Annotated in this window: 17 protein-coding genes; all 17 read right to left on the bottom strand. The window is 40.6% G+C overall.

Annotated elements, in window-relative coordinates; all coding sequences use genetic code 11:
* Nucleotides 1–3: 3 nt before the first annotated feature.
* The 17 genes from IM797_RS19570 to IM797_RS19495 all read right to left on the bottom strand — a co-directional run bounded on the left by IM797_RS19570 (nt 4) and on the right by IM797_RS19495 (nt 22442).
* Nucleotides 4–1428 (bottom strand): DUF4979 domain-containing protein, encoded by a 1425-nt coding sequence (locus IM797_RS19570; protein ID WP_194128861.1) that lies wholly within the window; start codon nt 1426–1428, stop codon nt 4–6.
* An 18-nt stretch (nt 1429–1446) separates the two neighbouring features.
* Nucleotides 1447–3201 (bottom strand): RagB/SusD family nutrient uptake outer membrane protein, encoded by a 1755-nt coding sequence (locus tag IM797_RS19565; RefSeq protein WP_194128860.1) that lies wholly within the window; start codon nt 3199–3201, stop codon nt 1447–1449.
* Nucleotides 3202–3211: 10 nt separating this feature from the next.
* The gene (locus IM797_RS19560; RefSeq protein ID WP_194128859.1) at nt 3212–6424 is read right to left on the bottom strand and encodes a TonB-dependent receptor; all 3213 of its coding nucleotides are present in this window, start codon (nt 6422–6424) and stop codon (nt 3212–3214) included.
* A gap of 130 nt (nt 6425–6554) precedes the next feature.
* A complete protein-coding gene (locus IM797_RS19555; RefSeq protein WP_228098970.1) occupies nt 6555–8189 on the bottom strand; it encodes a hypothetical protein in 1635 nt (544 codons plus the stop codon).
* 11 nt (nt 8190–8200) lie between these two features.
* Nucleotides 8201–9835, bottom strand: a complete 1635-nt coding sequence (locus IM797_RS19550) for a glycoside hydrolase 43 family protein (protein WP_194128858.1) — start codon at nt 9833–9835, stop codon at nt 8201–8203.
* Nucleotides 9836–9854: 19 nt separating this feature from the next.
* Complete coding sequence (locus IM797_RS19545) at nt 9855–11777, bottom strand: alpha/beta fold hydrolase (protein ID WP_228098969.1); 1923 nt, start codon at nt 11775–11777, stop codon at nt 9855–9857.
* Entirely contained in the window at nt 11778–13019 is a 1242-nt protein-coding gene (gene fucP / locus IM797_RS19540) for an L-fucose:H+ symporter permease (RefSeq protein WP_194128857.1), read from the bottom strand.
* Between the two features lie 33 nt (nt 13020–13052).
* On the bottom strand, nt 13053–14954 hold the full coding sequence (locus IM797_RS19535) for a glycoside hydrolase family 97 protein (RefSeq protein WP_228098968.1): 1902 nt from the start codon (nt 14952–14954) through the stop codon (nt 13053–13055).
* Nucleotides 14955–15008: 54 nt separating this feature from the next.
* Nucleotides 15009–16226, bottom strand: coding sequence for a glycoside hydrolase family 88 protein (locus IM797_RS19530; RefSeq protein WP_194128856.1), 1218 nt, complete (start codon nt 16224–16226; stop codon nt 15009–15011).
* 94 nt (nt 16227–16320) lie between these two features.
* Nucleotides 16321–18201, bottom strand: a complete 1881-nt coding sequence (locus IM797_RS19525) for a glycoside hydrolase family 127 protein (RefSeq protein ID WP_228098967.1) — start codon at nt 18199–18201, stop codon at nt 16321–16323.
* 61 nt (nt 18202–18262) lie between these two features.
* Complete coding sequence (locus IM797_RS19520; RefSeq protein ID WP_194128854.1) at nt 18263–18478, bottom strand: hypothetical protein; 216 nt, start codon at nt 18476–18478, stop codon at nt 18263–18265.
* Nucleotides 18479–18551: 73 nt separating this feature from the next.
* A complete protein-coding gene (locus IM797_RS19515; protein ID WP_194128853.1) occupies nt 18552–18743 on the bottom strand; it encodes a hypothetical protein in 192 nt (63 codons plus the stop codon).
* A 131-nt stretch (nt 18744–18874) separates the two neighbouring features.
* Entirely contained in the window at nt 18875–19441 is a 567-nt protein-coding gene (locus IM797_RS19510) for an RNA polymerase sigma factor (protein ID WP_194128852.1), read from the bottom strand.
* A gap of 664 nt (nt 19442–20105) precedes the next feature.
* The gene (locus IM797_RS19505; RefSeq protein WP_370583101.1) at nt 20106–20534 is read right to left on the bottom strand and encodes a transposase; all 429 of its coding nucleotides are present in this window, start codon (nt 20532–20534) and stop codon (nt 20106–20108) included.
* Nucleotides 20497–20832, bottom strand: a complete 336-nt coding sequence (locus tag IM797_RS28435) for a hypothetical protein (RefSeq protein WP_228098966.1) — start codon at nt 20830–20832, stop codon at nt 20497–20499. Before IM797_RS28435 ends, IM797_RS19505 begins: the two co-directional genes overlap by 38 nt.
* A 12-nt stretch (nt 20833–20844) precedes the next feature.
* The gene (locus tag IM797_RS19500) at nt 20845–21696 is read right to left on the bottom strand and encodes an ISL3 family transposase (protein ID WP_194128850.1); all 852 of its coding nucleotides are present in this window, start codon (nt 21694–21696) and stop codon (nt 20845–20847) included.
* A gap of 113 nt (nt 21697–21809) precedes the next feature.
* The gene (locus IM797_RS19495) at nt 21810–22442 is read right to left on the bottom strand and encodes a TlpA disulfide reductase family protein (RefSeq protein ID WP_194128849.1); all 633 of its coding nucleotides are present in this window, start codon (nt 22440–22442) and stop codon (nt 21810–21812) included.
* Nucleotides 22443–22445: the final 3 nt, after the last annotated feature.

The raw sequence follows: 22445 nt of genomic DNA, 5'->3' as shown, positions 1-22445 counted from the left end.
TTATTAATTGATATATGCTTGCAGCTCAGCTACTGATTTAAATGTTTTTATCCAATACACAGGATAAGGCGACAGAGGGTTTTGTGCTATGGGCATATCAGCGACACCTACACTAATTTGACTAAACGTGTAGGCTGCTGTCGTTGGCAGGGTAAAGCCACTTGTGCCGAAAGTATTACTTGCGCCCATATCTGCATAATAAACCGTCAGGCCGTCTTTACCTATTAAAGCAGGCATCACATTGTTTCCTCCTCCCGTAGTCTGTTTCCATCTTCCCTGGTTAGTATCAAAAAACACGTTACCATTTACAGGCAAAGGACGTGTGAATTTAAAGGCAATAACTGGATATTTGCCAATATTTAAGGTAGTATTTGTCCGCCTAAAATCCCCTCTTCGACTTGGTCCGGTAGGATTATTCATTGTCATCCAAAGCACGTTATTTTGAACTGCAGCCGTAGATCCGGTTGAAGAAGCAACCCATCTTGGAGTTACGCCATCAGTAAAGGTATCGTTGATTTTGCCTTCCATCACGTTAATTGTTAAAGTAGTAGTTACATTGCCACCATCTGTACTGGTTCCGGTAATCACAGCCTGTCCTACGGCTACACCAGTAACAATACCGGTTGAAGTTACAGTTGCGATGTTAGTATTGTTACTGGTCCAGTTAACGAGCTGTTTGGTTGCTGCTGCCGGAGATACTCCATAATCTATTACCAATCTTTCATCAACAGCTATTCCATCGTTTAATACAGTATTGATGTTAATTGACTGAATAGGGACTACATCAATAACGGTAACAACAACTGTTGCCAACACGCTGCTTCCGTCTGCAGGCTTTGCGGTAATGTTGGTTGTACCCGGTGCTAAACCCGTCAAAACTCCACTCTGGTCCACTGTTGCAACGCCAGGATTACTACTCGCCCATGTTAATCGTTTGTAAGTGGTGTTCGCTGGAGATACCGTAGCGGTGATCGTCGTCTTTACTTTTGGATAAGTGTTCAAGGTCGCAGGAGCTGTTACAATACTGGTGGCATAAATTACCTTATCTATCACGGTAATCTCTACGCTCGCTTTACGCAAACCTCCGTCAGTGGATTGTGCTGTAACTGTCGCAGTTCCTAATCCGATGGCTTTTACGACACCATTCTGACTAACTTTCGCTACGCTTTCATCCGAGCTACTCCAAAGCAACTTACCATTGGTAGCGGACTGGGGACTGGATGATATGGTTAGCGTTGTGTCCTTTCCCAAGAGCAAAGGAACATTTAGATCTTGGTTCATGGCCAGCACATTCACTAACGTATTTTCTTTAGCAATTTCATCAACCCAACCACTTTCTTTACATCCAGAAATGCCGCAAATAAAGGCGAGACTTACCATAAGCGAAAGGCAAACGCTAAAGGTATATATAGATTTAATTCGTTTCATGTATTTAAATATTAAGGTCTACCAATTTGGGTTTTGCCCTAGGTTAGGATTAAGTTTTAACTGATCAGCGGGAATAGGATATAAATAATTTTTGTCAGACCAGGTTCGTCCCGATTCGAAAATGATCGCACCTTCAGCGTTTTTAGGTCGGTTAAGCGTAGTGCCCCAAACTGCCGCAGTTGCATATTCAGTACCTGTGTACTTGATACCTAAAAAGTCTTGCGGCATCTCTAATTCGGCAGTTTTCCAACGCTTTAAATCATCTATCCTAAATCCTTCGTTATAAAGTTCTACCGTTCTCTCCCTCCTTATTTCTGTGCGGATATCCAAATTATTAGCAGTAGCAAAAGCGTTACTCAATTTGGGCATGGTGGTATTCACGCGATTTCTAACCAGATTTAGCGAAATATCTAAATCCGCATCAGAGATTGCACCATCTCTTTCAAAAACTGCCTCAGCATAATTCAATAAAACCTCCGCATAACGTATAATAGGAAAATCATAGCCCTCAAAGTTATCTGTTACCTTCCGCTCAGCATTCCATTTTTGATTGTTATAACCAGTACCGGAATTGGAAGGAATGTAGGATTTGAATACTGCAGTAGTTAAGTCTGCAGCATCTCCCAACCAGGTTACCCGTCCATTGTCGTTAGACCAGTACGCCTTACGGGGTGGCATTAACGTATGTTTCATGCGGTTATCCCTATTTTGGTATTCCGAGGTGATCGTATTATACCCCTGAAATTGGATATTGTTGGCATTGTTTATCGGCAGCCCGTTTTGGCTTAGGTAAAGATTTGCAAACTTACGTGCCACCAGTACAACGTTAGCGAATTGTCCGTGACTGATATTCGTTCCAATAGGATTTAAGGTCTCATCGTGTCTGTTGCTAAAAATATATTCCTTATTGGCACTTTTAGTAATCCCGGCAGGATTTGATTTTGCATCTTCCAGTACAAACATATATTTCTGAGCAGAATCTCCCAAAATAGCAGGTTTAAATAATTCGTACTGTGTGCTGTTCATTACACCTTTTGCCGCATTAACCGCAATATCCAGAAGTCCTGTAGCGCGGGCCGTGTTGTTGCGGAACTTTTGCCAGGTACCTTCGAACAAGGCAACCCTCGATAAAAAAGCTTGCGCAGCACCTCGACTCACTCTGCCTTTATCACCAGCAGGAATCGAATTCTCTAAAGGTAAGTTGGGAATGGCTGCCTGCAAATCCTGAATGATAAAGTCAGCTACTTCAGACCTGTCGTTCCGTTTCCCTTTTAAGATTGGATCATTAACATCAAGTACCCCTTCCACAATGGGTACATCACCAAATAACTGTAGTAAATCGAAATAAATATAGGCTCTGAAAAATTTTGCTTCGGCAACATACTGGGTAATTTCCCCAGCTGCGGCATACTGGGATGCATTTAACAATAAAGTATTGGTTAACCTTATTTTAGAAAATGCACCTGAGAAATTGCCGTCTGTACCTGAATTGGAATTGGTTCCATTACTATATTGATTCGGCGTCAGGTTACTAATCAAATCAGAACGGTAATCACTGTGTGGATTATCGTTGATCACACTTCTAAAATCAGCTCGCCAGCCATAAAACTGGTTGGCAAACAACTTAAATTGGTTAGCCGTTTTCCAGTAATTTCCATCAGCGATCTGGTCCAGTGGATCAAGATCGGTTATTTTATTGCAGCCCACAAGTCCTCCAAAAAGAGATGTGGCCAGAAATAGCGCTATTGTATATTTTTTGAAATTTGTTTTCATGATGATTAAATTAAAATGCTGCATTAAGACCCACGGTTACCGCGCGACTGAAAGGATAGCGCTGTATGCCGGAACTTACTGTCCTGGTAGCCTCGGGATCCCAACCATCATTGATTTTAGTCGTCTCCCATAGATCCTGCCCCGCTACATATATCCTCAGTTTAGAAAATGCTTTTGTTTTCTTGATTACCGATTCTGGCAAGGTATAACCAAGTACAATATTCTTTAAACGCAAGTAGGAACCATTTTCGACAGACCAGGAAGAAGCCTGGTAATTATAGGTATTAACTACGCCATCGGTTGAATATCTAGGAAAGAAAGCAGTCGTATTCTCAGGAGTCCAGTTGTTATTAACAGATTGATTGGTGGTATTCAAATACACCGATCTGAATGGCTGCCTCCAGTTCACGTCATCCCTGAATATGGTTCTTGCAGTAGCGCCTTGGAAAATGATCGAACAATCAAATCCTTTATATGAGCCCCCCAGATTGAACGAGTAAGAAATTTTAGGATCATCAGTCCCCAGATAAACCAGGTCATCATAAGTTAACTTGCCATCACCATTTGAGTCCTTATACATATTATCCCCAACCCGGATGGCATTGGTAAGTCCAATTGTATTACCTACTAAATACTTATCAAAATAAGCGGTACGCTGTTCTTCATTTTGTATTTTACCATCATACTCCAATCCCACAATGGAATTGAGTGGAAATCCTTGCAAAGCGCCAATGCGTCCCCCCGAAGAAAGTACACTTACACCTCCATAATCAACGATTTTATTTTCAGCATAAGTGAATACACCACCAATGTTATAAGAAAAGTCACCCTTTCTATCACTCCAGTTCAAAGTGGCTTCATAACCCTTCCCACTCAATTTACCAATATTGGCCTCAGGAGCATTGGCACCTAAAACAGCAGAATACTGCGCCGATAAGAACATGTTATTGTTCTTTTTAAGGAAGTATTCCAAGGTACCAGAAAGCCTGCTTTTCAGTAAAGCAAAATCCAAAGCCACATTATAGTTATGATTACGTTCCCAGGTACGGTCGTAGGAAACCAGTTTTCCATTAGTCGTCACATAAGTTACTTTTCCTGTACCAAGGTAAGCACCAGTGCCGGAAGACTGATTGTACAACTGTACACCATCATATAAATCTATACCAGTTTGGTTACCGACAATGCCATAAGAAGCTCTTAATTTTAATTCGTCAAAAATTTTAAGATCCTTCATAAAACTTTCTTCACCAACTCTCCATCCTCCGGAGAAGCCATAAAATAGATTCCATCTGTTTTGACGTGCGAATTTGGATGAACCATCATATCGCCCGTTCACCTCAAAGAGATATCTATTTTTATAATTGTAGTTCAACCTTGAATAATAAGAGCCTATTGCGTATTGATTACGGGTAGCACCAGAAGTAACTACACCAGCACCATTAATAGTAGATAAGGAACTGTTGATGTCTAATATCTTTGTATTGTAACTATCGTAATCATTAAATTCATACTGACCTCCCAAGGTAGCGGAAACGTTATGCTCACCTTTAAATGTTTTCACATAATTTAGGTAAGTAGAGGCAGAATAGAAATCCGTAGATGCGGTAGATTTTGCATAAGAGCTATTGGCCTGATTAGGATTACTCTGTATAAGTAAATCGCCCTCATAATTATACCAATCAATTGTGTTTTGCTGAACATCGCGTATTGCTGTACTGAAATTCATTCCCAATGTAGTGACCCATTGCAGCTCATTGGTTACCTTGAACTTAAAGTTCTCACTGATATTGGTTGACTTTACCTTAAGTTGATTATCTCCTCCAAGCTCAGCAAACCAATTTGGTGTGTATTGGCCACCCCAGGCATAGGGTTTACCATTTAACGTTGCTGATGGAAAACCTGGCTGGGGATATCCTTGTCCCAAAGTATTGCCGATCATCGTAGGGATAACTTGATTTTGGTTGCTATAACTTATGACTGACTCAATCGTAAAACGGTCCGAAATCTGAAAGTCATTGTTCAAACGAAAATTATAGCGCTTGTTAGTATTATTACCCCAACGTAAAGTTCCTTCATCAAATAAATAGCCTGCCGACAAGCGATAACCTGCTTTTTCTGTCCTTCCTGAAATGCTTAAATCATTTTGCGTTGTGCCCGCTCCTCCCCATAAAATATCTGTCCAATTGTTATCCAGGAATACAAAATCTTTTACGTCTGTAAAAGCAGATGGTATAGGAGCTGTCGCAGGATCTCTGGCATCAATATAGCCCCCCTTATTTTGAAGCGCAAGCTTTGCATAACGAATCCACACATCATTTTCACCTAAACCGTCATTTGTCCTAGCCGTTATCACACCATTGGCCCACTCGTCCATACTCATCAAACGAGGCTGCAACCCCGGCTTTTTATAACTGTATAGAGAACTGAATTCCACTGCGGCTTTACCGGATTTCCCTTTTTTTGTGGTCACTAACATCACCCCACCTGCAGCTCTGGACCCATAAATTGATGCCGCAGCATCTTTTAAGAATGAGATATTATCGATATCGGATGGATTAATTAGTCTCAGTTCCCTAAAGCTATCATAAGCAATACCATCAATGATGACTAAAGGTTCTACTGATTTAACAGAGACGGCACTCCTCAATTTGATGCCCCATGATTCATCACCTGGTGCTCCAGAGCCCCGCGTGATGATAGCCCCGGGAACCTGACCCTGCAAGGCTTGCAAGGGACTAGCCAATGCACCCTTATTTTCAAATGATTTTGCACTCACTACTGCAACAGAACCAGTTAATGTTTCCTTTTTCTGGGTACCGTACCCCACCACCACTACTTCAGACAATTCATTATCAGACACTTGCAAGGTAATATTAAAAGTGGTCTGGCTACCCACTTCAACTTCTTTTTTAGTATAACCGATAAAGGAGAAAACCAATACCGGATTACTCGTGCCTGAAGGAACACTAATGCTAAACTTTCCTTCAGCCGAGGTTGTCGTACCGGATTTTGTATTTTTTACCTGAACACTGACACCAGGCAACGCTCCACCTTCAGCATCAATAACTGTTCCCGACAGTGTCTTTTCCTGAGCAGAGGCAAAAAGTGAAAAAAACTGCAATAAAAGCAGCAGAAAACCGTAGGAAGTATAGTATTTTATCTTCCTCAAGCCTTCAGAAGCACGAAATTTTTTCGTGCATAAATTCGTAAAACTCTTTTCCATGTATATTTGGTTAATTTTAGTTTATCTATCAGCGGTTTTAAACTACCTTCTGATACTATAATCTAAAGACAACCAAATATTTCAGGCATACTCATACCGCTGATTTTTTTTGATAGAATTTCTAAAATTATTATTTGCCAATGTAAAACACCTGTTCAACAGGTGATGCGGATTGAAGTTGCGGTGAAAAACGCCTTCCGTATTGCCAAGCAACAACAGTTACTTTTACAGGATATTTCGCTCTTGGCGGAATCTTGGTCAGATATAACTTATCATTTTTGATTTCTGCAGGCCCAGCTTTGATGTAATATTGAACAGGTTCCCCTGAATCTGAACTTGCCTTCAGCCTTATTCTTCCCTGCCCCTTGGCTAATCCGATTGTAGGAAAATTAATCTTTTGTGCCTTTCCTTCTTTATTGACTATCGGTATTTTCATATTGGCTTGCTGAACAGCCGACTTATAAATGGCATCGCCATCACTTCTAGCCATGAACCATACATCCCCTGAACGTTTTGTATTGTTAAAGCCTAGCCTGTTGAAGGAGATTTTAAAAGTAGAATCATCTATTTTAACAACAGGACCACATATTCTCGTAATATTAATCTTAACAGCTGAATTAGCTTTCACAGCAGGTTTGCCAACGGCGGAGTCCAGGTATTTGGCTTGGAGATGAAATGTCAGTCCGTCAGCCAGTGGCATAAACTTAGGGTTGAAACCGGAAAACCCTGATGGCGGCAGTAACTTGCCGGCCTGCACATACCCAATATATTGGGGTATCTTCCCTCTCGCCCTGGCATAATAACTTTCGGTGGCCAAGGCCATTTCCCGGTCAAATGCCCATCCGGCTTCTTCCTTGTTTCCCTGGTAATTTGCGAAAGCGGCCGACAATGCCGTTGGAGCCTTATTGTCCCGCCATCGATCAACGAGCCAGCCTTCTTCCGGATCTATTGCTTTCAAAGTTACAGGACTATTCATAGCAAATGAGACTGGGAGCCTCGCTTTTGCAGTCTTCGTGATAAACATATTTAAAAATCCGACCAACTCATCTGAATAATCAAAATGACCAAAGCCTGCATCACACAAATAGGCGATTGGCGCCTTTGGATGTGCCTTACGATAGTCTATAGCGGGAACAATACGTCCTTCCAGCCATTCATATTCACCCATTACAAAAAGTCCAGGTATGCCGTCGATATTCCTATTTTCCCAATCTGGGTTTGGCTTACCACTTCCCGTCATATTTGTGAGAGGTGCATCCCCATGTACAGATATTATCGCCAATGTGCGGGAAGGATTTGATGCTGCAAAATTCCATGGGTAACTAGCTGCAGCCGAATGTCCGATAGGGACGATTGGCGCAAACTGTAGTTCAGAGTAACCTGAAATGTCTGCAAAACTATTGATCATCTCATTAAAAGCAGTCAGGCTGGTTGGAGCGTTAAAATCATATACCATATCCAAAGCCGGTGTCACCCATATTTCTGCAAAACCGAGTTTCGCTAAATTCTCACGAAAAGCAGGGTGCTCCAAAATACCCTCTTCCAGCATATTGTGCTGACCAATTACAACTCCCCTAACCTGCTTACAATTAGGTGGAATCCATAAAAAAGCTGTAGGATGGTCATTGGTTTCCTTAGAAGTTAATGCATTTACTGTAGTTGACCATTGCCAGACGGCATCTGTTTTGATCTGCGCAAAAATCGAATCACTCACAAAAAGGAGCAAAACAAAACAGGTGGCTATTCCCTTAAAAATTCTCATCATGCTATCCAATCTTATTTATCTATCCTGAACCAGTCAAAATCTGCATAACCGCCAGTGCGGATGTCTGGTTTGCTGATGCAAAACAATCCGACCTTCGCACCAATCCATTTATCTGGCTGCGCCTTAAAAGCAATACCTATAGGTTTGAAATTGATTCCATCTTCACTGTAGCTAAATTTACATACGGCATCAGGAGCACATAACTGGACTCTTAAATATACTTCAGCCCCAGCTATTGATTTTTCTTCGATCAAGCTTTCGGAAGAGCCGTTTAAAGCATCTTTGCAAAGTACCTGACTTACTTTATACCCTTTTTCATCTTTTGATATGGAGAGGTAAGCATAATCATTCCCCATGACCAATAAACCGGCTTTTTTACTTTGCCAAACATCCCATTCCGTACTAAACTTAACTTTAGTGGTGGCCGTAAAATCCGGAGCAGGTAATTTTTGCAATAGCAGGTTAGGTACTAGCCATAAGTTCAGCGCATCCTTCGGTGTGGGATAGGCAAAAAGGCGCAGGTAGCCAGAATTCCGTATCTGCGCACTCCACTGGATCTGTTCATTAGCATGCCATTGCCACTGCAGCCCCGGCTCCTCATGATTAAATTCATCACTTTCCCCAGGGGTAACCACCGGATATTGCCTGCCCACATCAGGCTTTGTAAAGGAAGGCACGGGTTCTCCTTTACCGTCTCCATCAGGATCAGCTCCAATAACCGGCCAATTGTTTACCCATTTTACTGGCTGAAGATGCAAAATGCGACCGTAAGCAAACTTGTCTTGAAAATGAAGGAACCAGTCTTGTCCCTTCGGTGTGCCAACCAATGCCCCTTGATGTGGTCCATTAATAGCTGTTTTGCCCTGGTCCATCACTACCTTTTGTTCATAAGGGCCATAAATATTTTTGGATCGCAATACGAGTTGCCAGCCTGTAGCCACACCGCCAGCCGGGGCAAACAGGTAATAGTAACCATTGCGTTTATAAAACTTCGGTCCTTCTACGGTATGGTGATGATCATGCCCATCAAAAACATGTTTACCCTTTCCCACAACTTGTGTACCTGTGCTGTTCATAGGGTAGATTGTCAATAAGCTGTTGACTCCGGCCCGACTGCCTGCCCAGGCAAGCGCCAGATAAGATTTACCGTCATCATCCCAAAAAGCACTCGGATCGATCAATCCCTTTCCAGCCATGATAAGTTCTGGTTTACTCCAATTCCCGGCAGGATTTTTGGTCCTCACCATAAAAATCCCGTAATCAGGGTCAGGATAATAAATCCGATATTCTCCCTTATGAAAAATAATACTTGGTGCCCACACGCCCTTACCGTGTTGGGGAGTATTGTACAATGCTTCGGGTTCCTGCGTTTTTAAAGCATAATTGATCAACTTCCAGTTTACAAGATCTTTAGAATGCAAGACAGGCAGGCCTGGAATACAGTTAAAGCTGGAAGCGGTCATGTAATAATCATCCCCTACCCTGATGGCATCCGGATCAGAATAATCTGCATGAAGTATCGGATTTTTATACGTACCATTACCCTGATCAGCTATCCAAACTTTGCTGATGTCTTGTGAAAAGACGGGCAATCCAGTGCCAAAAAACATTAAATAAATAAACAGGGGATTAACAATCTTTTTCATATTTATTGTGTAGCTTATTTTATTCTTTTTTATACTGACTTAAAAAGTTTAACAATGCCTGATTAAACCGTTCGGGATTCTCCAGATTACTCACATGGCCGGCATTCCTGATAAAAACCTGTTTTGCTGAGGGAATAGCTGCAAGCAATTTATTTTGATGTCCGGCATCGGCATCTCCAGTTAAGACCAATACAGGAACAGTTACATTTAGTCCCTTAAGCTTTGCAGAAAGGTCATTGCCCAATAAAAACCTGGGTTCATGATGTTGAGGCTGCCAGGCATCCCATTTGTATATCATCGTCCAAATCGGTTTTCTCAAATTTTCAATAACCTTCCCATTGCGTACCGTAAAAGCATTAAACCACTCACGCTTCATGGCATCTGCCCCCTTAAGCTGCCATGCTTTAATCTTCGCACTTTGTTGATCCCAGTCCTCCTTAGTCCAGGCTTGAGAGGGTCCTTTTACATTAAAAAAATCACCACTTGCCGCCGTGGCCGTTAAAATCCGCGATTGATAAAGAGCGATGAAGTCAGAAACAATAAATCCGCCCAGTGAAAGTCCGACAATATGTGCTTTATTAATTTTTAATGCATCCAGCAAAGTGGCAAGATCATCGGCATGCAAAGCTTTTTGTGATTCTGAAGGCATAGATGACCAGCCATAACCCCGAAGATCGTAACGGATTACCCGATATTTTTTTGACAGTTCAAAAAACTGTGGATCCCATTCACTCCGATCAAAGGAATGCCCATGAATGAATACCAAGGGTTCTCCTTTCCCTAATTCCTCATAATACAAACGTGCCCGATCATGAGTGCTTATATATCCATGTTTCAGTTCAGGATTCCCAGCCTGCACTAACACATCTCTAACCAAATAAGGTAAGACGGGGCTACCCAGAAAAGAGTTGAAACCATTTTTCATTTGGTCAACCCTGGCCAGAAAAAATCCATAGACGCTATGCTTTTTATCAATCCAGGGATAAGCACCTGCCCAGCTTGGACTACTGATCAACTCTGCATTTCCCTGACCATCCACTTCTTCCCGCCATTCACCCAAACCATAAATATCATTCCTTGTACTTGCTCTTGCGTTGGCCACATACTCAGCCGGAGCAACATAGGCTTTACCGACCTGATCAGTCTGCATTTCCCGAATCGCTTCAACAGATAAAATCCGTTTTCCTTTAAACAGACCATTGTTACTGATCATATTTAAAAAATTAGCATAATCCTGTAAAGTCGTTCTTGCCCCACCTCCCAGCATAGGGCTATGTCCAGGCGTAGCATCTACAGGCGTAAAATGAGTGGCCTTCATTTGTAAAGGTCTGGCTATTTTTTCCTGAAAGATCATTTCCCAATCCTTTCTGGTAGACAGTTCTGCCATACGACCCGCAACCTGCATGGCCAAACCACCATATTTAAACTTAGTGCCAGGTAGTGTATCTGCAGGGAGATTTAACAATGCAGCAACAGATTCAGATAAGGTCTGGTAATTATCGCTTCTATTTCCCTTCGGTTGGTAATCCGGATAGCCCGCTGTATGTGAAAATAATTGACGCAAAGTAGCCTGCCCCTTTACATCCTTAAATTCGGGTAACCATTTATTTACCGGATCATCCCAGGAAAGTTTTCCTTCATCCACAACAGCAGCGATAGTTGCAGCCGCAAGCCACTTACCTGCAGAAGCGATGTAAGCTACTGTTCCTGTATTGTAATTACCATAATATTTTTGATGGATGAGCTGATTATCCTTAACAACAATGATGGATGATCCTTTGTAATAGCCGCTATCTACCCAGCCTTGTATTTTACGATCGAGGTAAGAAAAATCGTATTTAGGGGATCGAATTCTTTGCGCAGAGACCATTAATGACATCTGAAGCAGACTTAAAAGGACGAATATACGAATCAACAAAGTCGGACTTTTCTTATCGCTCATTTAGTGTTTTACTTTATAAAATTTATACCCAAACAAAAAGATCACGATATAACATATGATTGGTGCATAATAGGCATGTGCAATGCCATAACTGTCGGCCACAGCACCCATGATAAATGGGAAAAATGCACCACCTACGACACCCATCGATAAAAATGAGGCTGCCTGCTGTGTACGTGCGCCAAGATTTTTCAATCCTAAACTAAATATTGTAGGGAACATGATGCTAAAAAAGAAATTAATCATTAATAACGCGACAAACGAGACCATCCCAAAGCTTTGCGCTACAATGATGCACATCAGAATATTCCCAAAGGCGAAGGCGGCCAGCAATTTATTTGGGGGAATAATACGCATTAAAAATGTTCCGATAAAACGTCCGGCCAGCATCATGCCCATAAAGGCCACCATATAATTCGCAGCCTCCGCATCGGAAAAGCCCATTTTTTCATGGCCATAATTAATAAAAAATGCCCATGTCCCAGCCTGAGCAGCTACATTAAAGAACTGGGCAGCAACAGCCCATACAAAATGCTTATGGTCAAACAGCTTTTTATCCGGTGCCACATCAACATTTACCGCATCGGCATCTGCTGCCGAAACCGCATGTGGATCTGTTGTTGGCGGTACTTTAACAAAAGAGAAAGACAATGCTACCAGCAAAATCACCACACCAATTACAGCATACAACACTTTTACTGAGGTTAAGTCTGTACTCCCTTCTACGTTATTGCGCAATAAAAAGTAACTGCCAATTGCAGGACCTAACATTGCACCGACAGCATTAAAAGATTGAGCAAAATTAATACGTTGATCACTGGTACGTTGATCGCCCAATGAGGCTACGAAAGGATGCGCAACAGTTTCCAGAGTAGAAAGACCACAACCGACGATAAAAAGCGCAATACCAAAAAAGGCAAAAGATGAGATATTCGCTGCTGGCACAAAAAGAAATGCCCCGACAGCAAAAAGTGAAAGTCCCAAAAGCACCCCTTTTTTATAACCGAAACGCTTCATAAATAGACCCGCAGGAATTCCCATGACGGCGTATGCTCCGAAGACAGCGAACTGTACAAATGCAGATTGCGACTTGGAAAGATTCATGGTATGCTGAAAGTGCTTGTTCAGAACGTCGGCCATGGTAATGGCAATACCCCAGAACATAAAAAGAGAGGTGACAAAGACGAGGGTAACCACAAATTTCTTGTCGGTAAATTTGGCTTTAGTTGTTGATTCGCTCATGTTATTGGTTAAATAGGTTATTTGTTTGATCTATTATTTCGGTTGCAGCCAAATGGACTGTCCACCTGAAGCTTTTAATTTAATTTCAAGTACAGTCTTAGCATCCACTTGTTTGGTTTCTATACCGACCTTAGTGGCTGTAGTTATTTTGTCGTTATCGCTGTAGATTTTAGCCACATAAGTTTTTCCCTTAGGCAAAAAATCAAATTTTATTTTTACTGTTCGCGCTTCTGTATTGGTAATGGTTCCCATAAACCACTGGTTTCCACTCCGCCGTGCCACACTGACAAATTCGCCCGGCGCCCCTTGTAATACTTTTGTTTCATCCCAGCTGGCAGGAATTTTATCCCAAAACTCCAATTCCGGCTCATTATGGTAATAAGATGGTTTATCGTACCAATAAAGGGTTTGCAGCGGACTAAAATAAATGGCGGCCAACGCTAGCTGATGACCATGAGTCGTCTTGATTCGTTTATCAAAATAACAAATGGTATAATCTGCAGCCCCTGCTATGTAACGTGTGAAAGGCATCACTGTATTATTGGTAGCATCAGGCATTTCTTCATTACCCCTGATGCCTTCTGAAGTCATCAGATTAGGCCAAGTTCTTTGCTCCCCAGTCGGCCGCCAGTCATCATGAATATTGACCATAATCTGATTTTCAGCCGCCTGCTGTATTGCTTTCTCCACCCAGGTAGTCCAACGATGCGAGCCCGACTGTACAAAACCGAACTTTACACCTGCTACACCCCATTTCTTATAAATAGAAAACAGACTATCGCTTTGCATCAATAAAGCTTGCTGGTTCACATACAACCATACACCAACTCCTTTCTCTTTCCCATATTTTATGATCGCAGGGAGGTCAAAATCTTTAATGGCCACCTTAGACGCATCTGAACTGAAGCTGAAAGCAGGTCCATACCACTTCCAGTCGAACAGGATATATTGCAGGTTGCGAGCAACTACAAAATCAATATTCTCCAAGGCATCTTTAGTCGTTTGCGACATTACCCGCATTATTTTCCCTGGTTTGATCCAACTTTCGTCTTTTATTTTCGTAGGTTCATTAAGATTCAGAATGAAGTGATTATTTTCCGCAAGTTGAGCTGGACTTTCGGCTACCATAATTGCCCGCCAGGGTGTAGCAAAGGGAGAGATCAGATCCGCTGGCGTAAACATAGCGGTCTGAATCGTATTTGACTTTGTTGTACTCAGCTTAAACTTAGTACGTGCATAATCTACCATTTGAGCTTCAGCCAATACAGCATGCAGTCCATTTGACAATTCCAATGTCAATGGACGTTCCGCTTCCCTTTCCCAATTCTTTAAGGGTAGTTTTTTGTAAGGTGCCTGTGCCCAATCAGCTACCCAGGCATTTGTTCCATCTGGTAAACTAAACTCGGTATTTTCAGCCATGATACGGTAATAGGTGCCTTTTTCATTCTCTGGAAAAAAGAAACGGAAAGCGATCCCTTCATTGTAAGCCCTTAGCTCAATGTTCATTAAATAAATTGGGTTATCATCCTTTACCGCCTCTATTGTAGTGGCATTAAAATGGTCCCGAATCAATTCCTTTTCCCCATATACAGGCTTCCATAATGTATCTTTGGTAGAAACGCTGATCTTTTTCACCTTCAGATTTTCAAACCATCGTGCATGTTTATCTACCGGAAGGGCCATTGCGCTTTCAGATAAATGGTTGTCCAATTGAAGCTCCATTATGGATTCAGCTATTACTATTTTACTTTTATAGCTGACCTGGTAATAAAAAGTTTTTTTGCCGGCAGGATCACTTTTCTGATAAAACTTAAGGATTGTATTTTTATCTGGAGACAGTAATGTTGTTTCTGTACCCCTTACAATATCTTGGGCAAACGACAGATTATAGCAGGTTAACACAAGAAAAAGGCATTTCAATAGTCGGATCATCATTTCTAATTAGTTTATATGAAGAAAAAGGGGCAATTTGGCAAGTAATTTCGCTGTTTACGATTTAAGATTAGCATAAATACTGACACCTCTCTGAAGTTTTTTAAGACGCAATAAAGCCTCAATGTAATAATAATCAGCATAAATAATAGCAGCATCTATCTCCGATCCATTAGGCTTATGTCCTGTTGAGTGCAACAAAAAAGCACTGTTCTTTTCCCTGCTCTGATATTGCGCAGCCGATAGAGACCTCAACATCTGCTCTGCTTTTTTCCGATATATTTTAGATTTTGCCTTGTCCTTGGTAAGCGTAGACAGTTCCAGTAACGCGGAAGCAACAACAGCTGCGGCAGAAGCATCACGTGGTGCTTTCGGAATCGCTGGGTCATTAAAATCCCAGTAAGGGATCAAATCTGCAGGCAGATCTTTTAAATACACATCACTAACCTTTTGAGCAAAGTCTAAAAACACAGGATCTTTAGTTTCTCTATAGCACATGGTATAACCATAAATAGCCCATGATTGGCCTCTTGCCCACATCGAATTGTCAGCATAGCCCTGGTGGGTCACTGCTTTTATTTTAGCTCCGGTTTCTCTATTATAAACCACTGCATGATAGGAAGTATAGTCTGCCCTGAAATGATTTTTCATAGTTGTCTTTGCATGTGATACCGCAATGTCATAAAGCTTTTTGCTTCCTCCATTTTTTGATGCCCAGAACAGCATTTCCAGATTGATCATATTATCAATAATCGTATTATGTTGCGGCCATTCCATATTTGGTACTGGCCGCGGCCAGGATAAAATGGTCCCTGCTCTAGGATTGAACAGGGTTGCCAGCGTATCAGCGGAAGAAAGGATAATTTTTTTATACTCAGGATTCTTTGTCAAGCGGTAACCGTTACCAAAGCTGTTGAAGATCTGAAAGCCCAGATCATGGTCAAATGCTTTCATCATTGAAAGTGGCGTAAGTTCGCGCGAAAATTTATCCGCCTCCTGTTTATATTTCACATCATGTGTCCCTTCATAAGCATACCATAAAATTCCTGGCCAGAAGCCACTACACCAATCTTTAAAATCCACGAACTTCCAGTCCTTTTTTCCATAGGCAATACTACGGGGAATATTTATACTATCTGCAGGAATTGATTTAAGGGTTTTATCTGCTTGAACTGCACAATAAGCGATAGCTCTTGAAGTATTTAACTGCGCGTTTGCAACAACATAAACAAACAAGAATATAGCAGTAAATAATAAGTTTCGAAAAATAGTCATGATCGGTCAATACGTTTTAACCTAATGACAACAGAAAAACAATCACATACTCATATTTACTGCTTTTTTTCTTAGAAATACACAAGTATCTGCGCTAATTCAACTTCCAGTAAACCACATATCTTTGCTGATGAATATCGTAAAGCGGACGTAGAATAATCCCTTCTTTTAATGTTCTAAAGGTAAGCGGCTTTCCAGCTACAGGTTGAACTGCTATGTTTAAATTATCCTTTTTCAATGTCAATGAGCTGATAATGCCTGAGGGTACCTTATAATCATAAGTGTAATAATCATTGTATAACTTAGGATCTGAAAACGGTACGGGGGATTTCATACCAGCGGTTCCCATCTCTCCTGCCAAAACAATAGGGCCATAGGCTATTGCAGCCACATCAGGATCATCATTGGTGGCCACCGTACGCAAGGACATCGGAAAATCTAATTCTATATGGTCACCAGCTTTCCATTTTCTATTGATCAGCAAATAGCTGCCAGGTTTTTGCTTTACCGGCACTACTTTTCCATTTACTTTCAGCAAGGCTCCATTAACGGCCCAGTAGGGATACCTGATCTGCAGTCCCATTGGTATGGAGGGACTTTGCAAAACACTAAATTTAATTCTTCCTGTTTCAGGAAAATTGGTTTCCTGCCTCAATTTAAAACCTTTGTCTTTCCAGTCCAGTTCTGAGGATATAAAAAGATTTACATATACATCATTTTTAGCATGGTAATAAATAGCTTCACCATATTTCGCTTGATTTTCAAAGCCACTACCTACGCAACACCAGAATGAACTATCAGGCGTGCTGTAAACTTTATGTGCCCCAGGAAGCATAGGTAAAAAGTAGGCAATCATTCCCGTTTCTGGATCCTGCTGCCCTAAAATGTGATTGTATAGCGCCTTTTCGTAATAATCTGCGTATTTAACATCGGCAGTATGCGAAAATAAGTGTCTGCTCAATTTGAGCATATTGTAAACGTTACAGCTTTCACCCGTATACCCGGTTAAATGGGCCGACTGATGGTCCGGCTTAAAGAATTTTTCTTTATCACTATTGCTACCGGTAGCAAAGGAATGGTGACTATTAACCGTTTCCCAAAAGAAACTGGCAATTTTATCGCCATCACCCTTCCCTTCTATTTCATAATCGCGGCTCAGGCCTATCAATTTAGGAATATAGGTGTTGGCATGCTTTTTTTCGAGAATGTCTTTACCCTCTTTCAGTGGGTCCAGCATTTCGTTATGATAAAAAAACTCTGCCAGCCATTTATCCTCAGGATTACCAGTAATAGCGTAAAGATTATAAAATGATTCATTGATCCCGCCAAACTCATTTCGTAACATGAGGCTACGTTGTTGAGGCGTTACCACCTGTAGTTTATGATAAGCCCATGAAGCCATTTTTTTTACCACTTCGAGCGCGAGTTGATTATCGCAATACAAATACTGATCAATCAAACCACTATAGATTTTATGCAAAGTATACCAGGGAGCCCAAACTCGTTTTCCCTGCATATTCCTGTTGATCAGTTCCTGCGGAAAAGCACTTAGATAGCCGCTTTGGTTTAACACCTGCTGCACCTCTGCCAGACCACCTACCAAACTATCTGCTTTGATTTTGTACTGATTATCCCCTGTTGAGGCGTATAGTAAAGCCAGACCCGATAATATGTGTCCCGTGGAATGGCCGCGCAGTTCACAGTCCAGCGATTCCCAGCCTGCGAGTTTTTTAATCTCAAAATATCCCCCCTCATTCGCGTCATAGATGCCGGCATTGGTTCTAAAACTATGTAACAAACGTTTTGTATCAATAGTTGCCAGCCATTTTTGCTCGCGTTCCATGTTTTGCCTGAAGCGACTGTCCAGCAATCGAACGGCATCCAGGTCAAAACTGTAAACTGCAGGCTTTAATTTATCTTCAATGGCAAATTTTCCTTTGTGCTGACCGGGATAGTGAGACTGAGCTGGTGACATTATCGGCACAAAAAAACTCAATAAGCAACATATAAAGCTAACTTTTCGTATCATATTCAATTTAATTTTTATTCCGTTCAGTTTTTACCTGGAAATCCTTAGCATTCGCAATCATCAATCTATCTCGTATATTTTGCCAGTGTGCTTCTATTTTCGCAACTGAAATTTCTTTCCGTTTAAAATTGAATGGCAATTCTTCTTCTACTTCTTTTATATCAGGATAATCCATTTTCATACCCATATGACAAGAAAATTTTACATACATACTCATCATCATATTTTTATATAATGAACGGTTCGCCTAGAGAAATTCGGCCTAAACGTAAAAGAGAAATAAGGAAATATTTGCGTTAACGGAGCTTAACGCTTCTGGTTTTGAGCGTTTCTATCTTATCTGATTCAGTGTAATCATTTTTGCCGGCAATTTGTGCCACGATCCTTTGCCAATGCTTTTCTATCTTTTCAGATGAAACTTCTTTCTTTCTAAAAGAGAATGGCAGTTTATCTTCAGCTTCTTCTTCGGAAGGATTATTTCTCTTCATATTAATATGACAGAGCAAATTGAGTTACATACTCATGTCAGATCAAATTTATTCCATTTTATTTAATAATCCTATAAATATTTATTTGTAGGTTACATTTTAATTATGAACGCTATTAATTAATTTGCCATTTAAAGCGCGTAGATATCTTTAAGTAGCGGAACTTCTCTTAAAACCTGCACCGCCCGATAAACACTATTGACCACAGATTGATATTTTGTTCCTGTGATCTCAGCAATCTGCGTATAGTCCAGTTTATCATAAAAGTGCATATATATCACTTCACGCTGTTTTGCGGGAAGTCTATTCAACGCTTGGGTCATGGATGATTTAAGCCCAGCATCTATTTCATGCGAAAGCATAATTTCTTCTTTTGAAAATTCCATGTCTGGTACAGGCATGGCCTCAAGCTTCGCGTCTCTTAGTTGCTGGCTTTTAATATGATTTAGAGTCATTGACCGGACTGAGCGGTAGAAATAAGCCTTAACATTAACAATGCTCCCGATCCGAGATTTATTTTGCCAGAATTTAATAAATAAATCCTGAAGCATATCATCCGCGAGGTCCTCGTCTTTGATCATCTTAACCGCATAATTAAATAAACAAGGGTACAAGGATTTGTGAAGTAAGGCAAAAGACTGCTCTTCTCCTTTTATTGAGTTATCCCACAACTCCGTCAATTCATAAACTTTGTCCATACAATCAGGTTTAGTTTTTATTTCGGCTAGCTTGTTAATATTAACCAATTATTGTTTTCATTTCCTGATGCTGGTAAGGCAATTGAGCCTTTTGAACGGTTTAAAAAATCGACTATTTTTTTAACCACTTGGCAGAATTCAGACATAATTAAATATTTGGTTTATTCAAACCTACAAAAGCTAAACCTGTTTAGCAAGTGACAAAAAACTTTTAATCATTTAATAAAAAAACAACATTATAAATAAAAAATTGATACAAAAAAACATTAAAAAAAATGTTATTTAAAAAATTACAAGGTTTTTTATAAAAAAAACGCAACACAAAAAACGCTTGCCAACGTCAATTTGACATTTAATAATTGAAATTATTATCGTCCAACTGACGATTATTTAAACAAGTGCAAAATTTATCCGACTTTGACACAAAGATTTCATCGGTATGGTGATATACTAATATTTGTATAAACTCAATTTCTGCGCACCTTGGACGGATCATAACCTACCTTGCCAGACATTGCATGATCTATTAACCAAACCAGCCTTATTAAAAAGTTGCTCATTTAAAAATGACACAGCTTGCTTCTGAAGGTTTAACGACACATTTTCATAACCTAGACCAAGCTTGGGTATTTCAGGGAAAGTGGTTCTTCCCCACATTTGGTGGTTAAGTTGGTTTGAGTACTAATCTTTTTCTAAGTAATTCGAAACTGGCCCTGCCATACATTTGCCGTTTGATGGTCTTTAACTTATTTACATTGCCTTCTACCGGGCCATTGCTCCAAGGCAAGCTGATTGCATTTTCGATGGACTGGTAATCCCTTAACAAACCATTTGCAAAAGTTGCAATCTCGCTAATCCCTGAGCGCAGCACATTTTCTATCCAGCCACGGAGTTGTTTCCCCAACTTGTTTTCCATAAGATTGCGGAATTCTCTCGCCAGTAATAAGGCGCGTTCTAAGCCAGATGATGATTTACATAAATTGTTTATTAGCTCTTTCTGTGTTGTATTAAGCTTGTTTTCCGGTGTCAGAAACAATATTGCAGCATTAGAAGGCTTAAAGAAATGAGCCTGATTGTTGAGTCGACTTTGGATTTCTTGCTTTCTTTCCGATACGAATGCCGTAGTAAGCCAGGGCTTCAGAAAGCGTACTGTATCCTCCCGGATATCCCATATTCCGCAACTCACTCCATAATGTTTTCAAATAAAGGCTATCATCCTCTTCCATTCGCTTTTTAATATAATTGAAGTAGTTCTCGATCATGCCCCTGTCCTTGTAGGATTTACGGACCAGGTTTTCTGTCAACATGTATTTTCTAACCGTTTCCCTGTGCATACCCAATTGTCTTGCAATTCCTTTTATCGATAAGCCTTCTGCCTGTAATTTCTTCATCTCATCAAACCGTCACCTTATAATTCCGGTAGTAGCCACTTCTTTTTCTCTAACAGGCAATTCGTCAGGTATTTCCACTGGGCTTTCTTCAATCTTGGGGGCTAATGATCTAGTTAATCTGGTATATTCACGGGTCATCATTTTAGTAAGGGCTTCTCCGAGGTTCTTTAACAAATGCCAGCGATCGGTCACTTGTATAGCCTGTGGAGCTCCCTTAGTTGCCGCACGCCTGTACTTGCCATAACGATCCCTGGTTATTACTTCAAGTTTTGGCTGTTTCCGTAACCAAATAATTAAACTCTTTTCTTCTCTGTCGGGCAGCAGATCTACTACTCTTCTTGTTGTTAAATCTACCAGAATGCTGCCATACCTTTCCCGCTTTTTGTAAGCCCAATCATCAACCCCTATAGCTGTAAAATTGCCAGGTTCAGGTAAAGGAGCCCTATTGACAAGTCTCAGCAAAGTAGTGTCGCTGACAGTTATTGAAAAATGACGACATATTCTTTCCCCTGGTTTGCCGCCCAATTCCAAAACAGTATCTAATAGCTTTTCTTCCAGACGCTTTGTTGTCCGCCTGCATGGTTTGAAATGATCTTCATAGCGTTCTGTAAAAATTTTAAGCGGACACTCATCAGTGAGACAATAAAATTTACGAGATCTTAGAAAGATCTTGCAAGCTTTTCCAAAGGTCGGCAAGTCATTAAATTTCCGTGTGTAATAACTATGTAATTTGGTGGAGGGTTCACAGCAATTTAGGCATAAACAGATTCTCTGTCGACTTTGCACGTATATATTTATATAATCAGCCTGATTATCTACAGAAATAACTTTAAATACATCAACAGAAGAGAAAATTAGATTCATAACGTTCATTAATTTCTAACGAACACTAGCCTTCAATTATCATAATTACCACCAAAATTGGGGAAGAACCACTTTTGTTGAAATATACAGCCTGAGTCCAGGTTTCAATTAAATTATTTAGCGAGCTTATCAATAAATGCAGAAACTTCCGGATTTGCATAATCGGCTCCTCCTAAATGATGGAAGGCAATGTTTCCTGCCTTATCCAGGATGACAGTGGTTGGCATAGATCCTGAGAAGTAATCTTCTGGCATTTCGCTTGCGGGAATATATACCGGCAGGCTAAAGTGTCGCTTCTTCATAAATTCGGTAGAGGCGTCGATTTTACTATCCACATCTACCATAATAAAAACCACATTTTTATTATCCTTATACTTTGAATATAAACTATTGATTGCGGGCATTTCGGCAATACAGGGCGGGCACCAGGTCGCCCAAAAATTCATAAATACAACTTTGCCTTTCTGATCAGACAAATTAATGGTCTTTCCTTTCACATCAGTAAAAGAGACTTGCTTTGCAGAAGCTTGCTGAATTGGTACTGAATTCTCCTGAGCTTTTTCAGAAATATCTGGTTGAAATAGTCCAACTTTCATTAACCCCTGTATGACCAGTCCTTTAACATCCGGACTGAAAAGTATTGCCAGCATAAAGATTGCCAATAATGCTGTGCTGATGTTTGAGAAAGTAAACCATTTTTTATATCGTTTGATAGTATCATTATAATTTTCTGTTGTCGGTATCATGAT

It is taken from the genome of Pedobacter sp. MC2016-24, assembly GCF_015223055.1.
GTDB lineage: Bacteria > Bacteroidota > Bacteroidia > Sphingobacteriales > Sphingobacteriaceae > Pedobacter.
The sequence above is the reverse complement of the archived record's forward strand: the minus strand, read 5'-3'. Positions and strand labels throughout refer to the sequence as shown.